Source organism: Streptomyces sp. NRRL S-1022, assembly GCF_000720135.1.
Lineage (GTDB): Bacteria > Actinomycetota > Actinomycetes > Streptomycetales > Streptomycetaceae > Streptomyces.
Genome location: NZ_JOIU01000044.1, coordinates 36,109 through 43,391, shown reverse-complemented (window position 1 = coordinate 43,391; position 7,283 = coordinate 36,109). Strand labels below are relative to the sequence as shown.

10 protein-coding genes and 1 pseudogene are annotated in these 7,283 nt (G+C 68.5%); 10 read left to right on the top strand and 1 reads right to left on the bottom strand.

The genetic code is table 11. The features are described from left to right. Positions 1 to 205 precede the first annotated feature (205 nt). The 5 genes and pseudogenes from IG05_RS0139320 (at position 206) to IG05_RS0139300 (ending at position 2,711) form a co-directional block, all read left to right on the top strand. Positions 206 to 565, top strand: a complete 360-nt coding sequence (locus IG05_RS0139320; RefSeq protein ID WP_030348913.1) for a hypothetical protein — start codon at positions 206 to 208, stop codon at positions 563 to 565. A gap of 48 nt (positions 566 to 613) precedes the next feature. Next, a pseudogene (locus IG05_RS0139315) lies at positions 614 to 1,009 on the top strand (IS5/IS1182 family transposase); the annotation flags it as partial. Positions 1,010 to 1,178: 169 nt separating this feature from the next. After that, positions 1,179 to 1,376 carry a toxin-antitoxin system HicB family antitoxin gene (locus tag IG05_RS0139310; protein ID WP_229900791.1) on the top strand — a complete coding sequence of 66 codons (198 nt, stop codon included), beginning with the start codon at positions 1,179 to 1,181 and terminating at the stop codon, positions 1,374 to 1,376. Next, positions 1,373 to 1,669 carry a hypothetical protein gene (locus IG05_RS0139305; protein ID WP_030348910.1) on the top strand — a complete coding sequence of 99 codons (297 nt, stop codon included), beginning with the start codon at positions 1,373 to 1,375 and terminating at the stop codon, positions 1,667 to 1,669. The genes IG05_RS0139310 and IG05_RS0139305 overlap by 4 nt, the downstream gene beginning before the upstream one ends. 526 nt (positions 1,670 to 2,195) lie before the next feature. After that, positions 2,196 to 2,711, top strand: a complete 516-nt coding sequence (locus IG05_RS0139300) for a hypothetical protein (RefSeq protein WP_030348909.1) — start codon at positions 2,196 to 2,198, stop codon at positions 2,709 to 2,711. 437 nt (positions 2,712 to 3,148) lie between these two features. Here IG05_RS0139300 and IG05_RS0139295 read toward each other — a convergent pair whose 3' ends face one another. After that, positions 3,149 to 3,382 (bottom strand): hypothetical protein, encoded by a 234-nt coding sequence (locus tag IG05_RS0139295; RefSeq protein ID WP_051790740.1) that lies wholly within the window; start codon positions 3,380 to 3,382, stop codon positions 3,149 to 3,151. Positions 3,383 to 3,763: 381 nt separating this feature from the next. Here IG05_RS0139295 and IG05_RS0139290 point away from each other — a divergent pair, with 381 nt between their 5' ends. The 5 genes from IG05_RS0139290 to IG05_RS44190 all read left to right on the top strand — a co-directional run bounded on the left by IG05_RS0139290 (position 3,764) and on the right by IG05_RS44190 (position 7,101). Continuing rightward, the gene (locus IG05_RS0139290) at positions 3,764 to 5,008 is read left to right on the top strand and encodes a helix-turn-helix domain-containing protein (protein ID WP_078894842.1); all 1,245 of its coding nucleotides are present in this window, start codon (positions 3,764 to 3,766) and stop codon (positions 5,006 to 5,008) included. A 285-nt stretch (positions 5,009 to 5,293) separates the two neighbouring features. Beyond that, entirely contained in the window at positions 5,294 to 5,707 is a 414-nt protein-coding gene (locus tag IG05_RS0139285) for a hypothetical protein (RefSeq protein WP_158839118.1), read from the top strand. Then, positions 5,704 to 6,105 carry a DUF6415 family natural product biosynthesis protein gene (locus IG05_RS0139280; RefSeq protein ID WP_030348905.1) on the top strand — a complete coding sequence of 134 codons (402 nt, stop codon included), beginning with the start codon at positions 5,704 to 5,706 and terminating at the stop codon, positions 6,103 to 6,105. The genes IG05_RS0139285 and IG05_RS0139280 overlap by 4 nt, the downstream gene beginning before the upstream one ends. Beyond that, complete coding sequence (locus tag IG05_RS0139275; RefSeq protein WP_199808470.1) at positions 6,089 to 6,652, top strand: ATP-binding protein; 564 nt, start codon at positions 6,089 to 6,091, stop codon at positions 6,650 to 6,652. The genes IG05_RS0139280 and IG05_RS0139275 overlap by 17 nt, the downstream gene beginning before the upstream one ends. Then, positions 6,649 to 7,101: a hypothetical protein gene (locus tag IG05_RS44190; protein ID WP_037815641.1), complete on the top strand. Its 453-nt coding sequence runs from the start codon at positions 6,649 to 6,651 to the stop codon at positions 7,099 to 7,101. The genes IG05_RS0139275 and IG05_RS44190 overlap by 4 nt, the downstream gene beginning before the upstream one ends. The last annotated feature ends 182 nt before the right edge of the window (positions 7,102 to 7,283 follow it).

The following is a 7,283-nucleotide window of genomic DNA, read 5'->3' as shown; positions in this document are numbered from 1 at the left end:
ATCGCTGCACGAGACGCGTTCCCCACCACACAACCATGATCGACGATCGAGAACTCGACGCCTCCCCGCCTACCGTGCACGAGCTCGTAAGGGTTGTCCCGTAACTGCTGGTCACGGTGCGGAAACTGCGTGGCTGATGAGTACGCGGTGCCGGTATCGTCCGCTCTCCCGACCAGCCGCACCAGCGGCCTACGTTCAGAGAGCGATGCAGATGACCAGCCAGCAAGCAACGACGACCCTGTGGCGCCCCACAGGCCCCAAGGAGCTGGATCTGGTGCGGGAGCTGAACTGGCGTGCATGGCCGCCCCGGCTGCCCGAGCAGCCGATCTTCTACCCGGTCCTCAACGAGGACTACGCGGGCAGGATCGCGCGGGACTGGAACGTGAAGCACGATGGCGCTGGCTTCGTCACTCGCTTTGAGGTCGAGTCGGAGTTCTTGAGCCGGTATCCCATCCAGCAGGCCGGTGGGCAGACGATCCTTGAGCTCTGGGTTCCGGCCGAGGAGCTGAACGACTTTAACGCCCACATCGTCGGTGAGATCCAGGTGGTCCACGAGTTCCGCTGATGCAGGGACGCCTGCTGGCGAGGCACACTGCGGTGCGATGATCCCGGCGTGGCTGGTGTGATCACGGTGTCGGAGCCGTCCTGGATAGCCCCGTTCACCGGGCTGAGCCCGCGTGCCTTCGGGAAGCTGGTGACCATGCTGCGGCGCGAAGGTGCGGACGCGGTCCGCAAGGGTCGGCCATGGGGCCTGCCCCTGGAGGACCGGGCACTGCTTGTCGCGGCGTACTGGCGCACAAACCTGACGGTGCGCCAGCTCGCTCCGCTGTTCGGGGTGCCCAAGTCGGCAGCAGACCGCATCATCGACCACCTCGGGCCGCTGCTCGCGCTCCAGTCCCGCAAGCGGTTCGCCAAGGACGCCGTGCTCATCGTGGACGGCACCCTGGTGCCCACTCGCGATCACACCATCGCCGAGAAGTCGAAGAACTACCGGTACTCCACCAACCACCACCCCGCGCCCGCAGGGATGGAGTGCCCGCTCTTGCGACCGGCATCCCCTGCAACCTTGCGTCGTCAGCTTGCGGAGAGGCTGGGTGCCCTGGCGCGGTCGGAGCTGATCGTATTTGAGCTGCAGCTTCCTCTACCGGTATCGACTCGTGGTGGCTAAACTTGCCACCATGTCTGTCACCACGATGACCTTGCGGATCCCGGATGATCTTGCGCCTTCGATCAAGGCGGCCGCTTCGGAGGCCGGCCTGAGTGTGAACGCGTACGTGGTGCGTGCCGCACGGCGTGCGGCGACCCTGGACGCCGGGCGGCAGCTGGCTGCTCTCGGCCTCGGTGATGATCTGGCGGGCGAGGGCGACACCCTGTGAGGCGCGGTGAGATCTGGACGTTGCCGGACGGCCGCAGCGTTTTGATCATCAGTCTGACCGGTCTGGAAGAGTCTTACGGGGCTGTGCTGGTGATCGTGTTGCATGAGAGCGGCCGCTTCCCGGACACGGCCATGTCGGTGGTGATCGACTCCCCGATCCCGTGTACCGCCGTCGCGGTCAACATCGTCCAGATGCGGACCAGCCGCTTCGACGGTGCCAAGCTCCTCGGACCGGTCGACACTGCGGTCATGGCCCGCGTTGACCAGGCCCTGCGCGCCGTCCAGGACCTCTGAAGCACTCCCTGCCCAGCACAGCTCGTGTCGCTGCGCCTGCGGCACGGCTTCCCGTGCCGGGAGCGGGCAGCAGACGCCTCCAGCACCTGCGCCGCCGAGCCCTGGCCGCACAAGGGCCTGATGAACGGCGCCGATCGGGGGTTCCGGCACCGCACTGTCCCGGCTGCACCGGCAGCATGCTGGCCTCGGCGAACCACTCCAGCACCGCGAGCCGACGATCCTGCCCCTGCCGAAGATACCGCGCCAGCACCGCCGCGCTCTGCGCCACCCCGATCGACCGCGTTTACCACCGGCCCCCGGCCACGCCCCAGGCGGCGGTATGGTTCTGGCGTCCTACCCCATGGCAAAGTGATCATGTTGGACTGTCTGCGGTGGGGGAAGACGTGAATCGGCATCTCAGGTGGGCGGTGATTGCGAGTGTGGCCACGGTGATGCTGGTCAGCTGCGGAGGCAGCGGCGAGAGTACGAGTCCATCGACGCACGATCGCGGACAGGCAGCCGCTCCATAGGGCCATATCGGCTGAAAATGCCTAAGGCGGTACTGAAGGGGAACTTCACGGAGTCGGACCACTCCAAGCCCGATCCGAACATCGCGTCGATGCTTTCCGGCCAGATTGAGAACGGCATCTCTGCGTTCGCCGCCTATCAGGCCGCCGACCGTAAATCGGAGACTTCGGGGCCCGTTCTGTCGGTGACCGGGGTGTATGGAACCGTGCTCAGCCCGGTCATGGCCCGCGACGAGCTTTTGAAGATCGTTGACAGCCGGAGTATCGGCACGGAGGTTCGCTCTGCCGTGATCATCGGCCCGCGTACGATCACCCCTCAGGGCTCCTCAGAGCCAGTCTCTTGCCGGATCGTTCGCAAGACGGATGAGTTCGGAATGACCTGGGAACCGGACTGCTCCTGGGCGGATAGCTCGGCCGTTGTTGTCATTACTCAGAGTGTGGACTCCAGGAGGCCTCCTGCCGCATTCGACCTCGAGGCCTTCATGGTCAAGACAGCGACCATCCGTAACGAGGTCCGCGCCCCCATGGCGCCGTAACCGCAGAATTGCGCCCACGAGGCGCACCCGCGGCGTACATCTAGGGATCGGACCCGGCGGTTCAGTTGACCAGGCCGTCTTGCGGTGGCTCGCATGGACGACGCGACACCGGCTGCGGCCCACCCGGCGAGGGGTCAGGCAGGAGGGATGGATTCGGGGCCTTAGGTCGGGGCGACGCGACCTCGTGGGTGAAACCGGAAGGCCGCCGAGCCGGGAAACGCATCGACGCCATCATGCGTTCCAAAGGCCTGGTGGTGGAAGTACGCTAGTTGTACGGTATTCCGTGTCCGAGTTGTTCGACGCGGTCGGCGCGCTGGTCGCGTCCCGCTCGCTGCTGCCGCCGACGGTGGAGCGCAAGCGGCTGCGGGTCGCGCACGGCTTGACGCTGACGAAGTCGTCGGCGCCAGCCGCGTCCCCGACCTCACAGGGCAATACAGCTAGAAGTGCTCGACCTTCTCGCCGTCCGGGACCTGGTAGCAGCCGGAGGCGAGTATCAGGCTGAGTTTGGGCGGGTTCCTCCTCTTCATTTGAGTGATGTGGACGCCGGCCTTCTGCTCGTCGTTGTCGGCGATCAGGATGAGGTTCTTGTTGGCGCTGCTGTCGGGGCCGTACTCGTGCAGAGTGGCGACCGTCGGCCGGTTGTCCCTGCAGCCAGGGTCGACGAATGTCATTCCCGGCGCCGTGTCGTTGACTCCGTGGGGCGGCGATCTGTGCCGAAACGGTTGTTGCGGAGCAAGTAGAACGGACACCGGCATGGGCGCGCCCGATGGCATAGATCTGGGGAGTTACCCGTCCCCTGTGTGGGGGCCCGGAGAAGAGGGTCTGTGTGCGCGGTGCTCCGAGAAGTGCAAGAGGTACGGCGGCGGTGCGAACCCGCTGTGCCGCAACTGCTTCGCCGTCGTCGCCGCGAAGTGGGGGCCGAGTGTCCGGCAGAGGGGCGTCCACGCCTGACCGAGCGTCAACGAACAGCGCCCCTGGCTGTCTCGGGGGGCAGCGGCAGGGGCGCCGTTCGGAGTACGTTCTGAGTGTCTAGGTCAGAACGGAGCACCAGTATGCCCCTGCAGAGCGACGAGCACATCGGCACGCGCGTCCGGATCGCCCGTAATGCGGCCGGTATGACCCAGGTTCAGCTGGCCGACTTCCTGGGGCGCACGGAAGCGTGGGTCCAGAACGTCGAGAGCGGCCGTCAGCCGCTTGACCGATATTCCGTCATCACCGCGATCGCCGACCAGTGCGACGTTGATGTTGTCTGGCTCCTCGGCCAGCCCTACCGTCTGCAGCGCAGCGGCGCATCCCTCGCGCACGCCCACGTCCCGGCCCTGCGCACCGGTATGCGCCGGGCCGGCCTGATCCTGTCCGGCCACCCGGGCTTGGCCCCGCAGGGCGCCCCCGTCGACCTGACGACGCTGAGGCGCCGGTCGGTGGAGGCCAATGAAGCCCGGCAGGCGGCGAACCTGCCCGAGGTCGCGCGGATACTGCCTGCGATGGTCGAGGACCTGAACACGGCCCTGCTGGTCGCCGACGGGCCGAGCCGGGAGGAGTCCCTGCGGCTCCTGGTCGATGCCGCCCGCACCGCCCGGATGTGCCTGAACCAGCTCGGCTACCCGGACTTGGCGTGGGTGGCCGCCGAGGTCGCGGCCGGCGCCGCGACGCAGCTGGACGATCCCATGGTCAAGGCGGCCGTGGCCTGGGACCGGTGCGGAGCCCTGCTGCACCAGGCGAGCCTGAACGAGACCGTGGCCGTGGTCGATGCTGCACTGCGGGACCTGGAGCCGTACGCGAGCGCCCGGCACGCTGACGACAAGGCGGTGTCGCTGCACGGTGCCCTCCACCTCCGGGCGGCGATCGCGCACGCGCGCGGAAACCGGAAAGCCGACGCGTGGGCGCGGATCGACGCCGCGCTGGAGGATTCCAACCGCCTCGGCCCGGCCTGGTACGACGTCGAGCAGCAGACAGTGTTCGGCCGGGGCACCGTCGCGGTGCACGCGGCGGAGGCTGGCGTGGAGGTCGACCAGCCCGACACCGGCCTCAAGCGGGTGCCCGGCGCCGACATCAACGAGGTCCCTTCCAAGGAGCGGCGCACCCACTTCGCGATCGACAAGGCCCGCGCGATGCACCGCATGGGCCGCCATGCCTCCGCCGTGGTGAAGCTGCGCGAGGCTGCCGCCCAGGCGCCTTACTACGTCTACGCCGACCCCATGTCGAGGGCCCTGGTCTCCGACCTGGCCCGGGTCGGCGTGCCGTCGCAGGCATCCGTGCTGTCGGGGCTGATACGGAACATGGAACTCGTCGGCTGACAGGAGTGAACTCCCGTGGCGCGAGCGCCCCCTAGAAAAACTAGGGGGCGCTGCCGTGCGTGCACGCAATCCTGGTGAGGTCACTGACCGCAACGAAGTGATCACCAGGGGGTATCGGCGATGGTGCCGATCAACACGGGTGACCCGGACGCCGCCGCGGGCGCGTATCTGGCGCTGGAGTGGCGCTTACGTCTCGGGCACCGCTACCGGCCCCGACAGGGCTGTACGTGCGGCAGGACGGACTGCGCCGCGCCAGGTGCGCATCCCGCGCTGCACCCGTCCCCCGTGATGACGAAGGAATACCTGGCCGGTGCTCTGGAGACCGCACCAGGTGCCTCGCTCATCGCCACGACCACGACCTTCGACGCCGTCGTGCTGCCGCGTGACATCGGCATGCACGCCATGATCCTGCTGGACCGCGAGGTCAGCGTGCCGTGCCTGCTGCAGAACGACGACACGACCCTGCTCCTGGTCCTCCCCGCCACCGGCCGCTACTGCCTCGTCCACCCGGACGTGAGCGTGCGTACGGGGGAAGACGGCTGGATCGCGTTGCCGCCGAGCAGGGGAGTGCGCTGGGACACCCCGCCGTGGATCGAGGTGACCGGCGTCCCCCGACCGCTGACCCATGGCGAAGACGTCGGCCGGATCCTGCGCCAGGCTTTCAGCTACGTCGGCGGGACGATGGCGGTGACGGCATGACGGACTGCTTGCTGAGCCCGCCGGCCGATGCGGTCGCCGCGGACGTCGACCTGGACCGCGCGCGCAAGGTGCGCGACGAGGTCGTGCAGCTCACGAAGGATCTGCCGGCCCATGTGCCGCCGCGGGCACAGCTGGAACCGGCCGTCGCCGAGCTGCGGGTGTACGTCGAGGATCTGGTGTGCGACGTCGGGGCGCTCATCGCGACGGAAGAGGACCCGGCTGAGCGGCAGACCGCACAGTGGCTCCTCGGCCGCGACCGGCAGCTCCTCGAAGCCACCCCGGCGGCCACGGACCTTGCAGCCGCCGTGCACGCACAGGACATGGCGCTGTGCTGCCGGGCGCTCGCTGGCCTCTACGAGCGGCAGACGAAGGGGGCTGACCGTGCGCCCGAGGACTGACAGTCAGCCCAGACGCCTGCTGTCCACGCGAGGCCACGTCCTGACGGATGAAGACGGCCCGAAACTGTCGACGTGCCTGCCTCGCAAGGCCGCGTCGGTGCCGATGTGCCGGCAGCTCGTCCGCCAGACATTGACGGACTGGAAGCTGCCGGAGCTGACGAACTCAGCCGAACTGGTCGTCGCAGAGCTGGCCGCCAACGCCGTCCGGCATGCCCGCCACGACGTGTTCCGGCTGACCGTCCAGCCGATTGCCGACGGCGGCGTACGGGTGGCGGTGATCGACAAGAGCCGCGTGATGCCCACGCTGCACTGCGCCGGCGAGGATGACGTCACTGGCCGGGGCCTGGCACTCGTCAACGCCGTCGCGAAGCAGTGGGGCACCGATCGCCTCTTCTTCGGCAAACGGGTCTGGGCCGACCTCACGCTGGACACCTGCGTGGCTGAGCACCGCCGGTACAGCACGCGGACAGCCCAGCTCATCTACGTGCTCATCGTCGTGACGCTCGCCGCCTGGCTCGGCGTCCTGATCTCCGCAGGACAGCGGTGAGCGTCGCATGGGTGACCGGCCTGTGCTGGCGCTGCGACAGCAGCGACATACCGGTGATCTGGGTCGGGCCTGCTCAGTGGTGCGGCCAGTACGCCCCCATCTACCTCTGCGCCGACTGCCTCGCCTTGGCGGAGGCCCGCATCCGCCAGCACTTCCTCGAGCGCCAGCCGGACCCCGAGGCCGTCACCGACAGCCGGTTCCCCGTCTCAGCCGTCGTCACCCCAGAAGGCAACGCCATGCAGCCACGACCGGACAAGGCGGTGCAGCCCGTCTCCAGCGTCTTCATCAGCTTCACCGCCTTGGGTGTCCGCGCCCAGGCCGATGGCCGGACCGGACGGGAGGCGTGGCGGATCATCCGCCAGCGGTACCCCCGGCTGGCGCTCGTGGCTGGCGCCTACACCGTCCTGCTGGCCGGCATCGCCGCCGCGGCAGTCACCCGACTGCTGTAACCACCCCTGACCACCCGCCCTGGGCCGGCAGTGGCAGCTGACCGGCTCCCCATGCCCGGACCTGCATCCCGCTGCATGGTCCCCGGCCCGGGGTGGGCCACCGCGTCCCGGCTGACCCTCCGTGGGGGAGCGACGGCACCGGGACACCGGCCCCGGCCGCCGACACGGCGGCCGGGACCGCC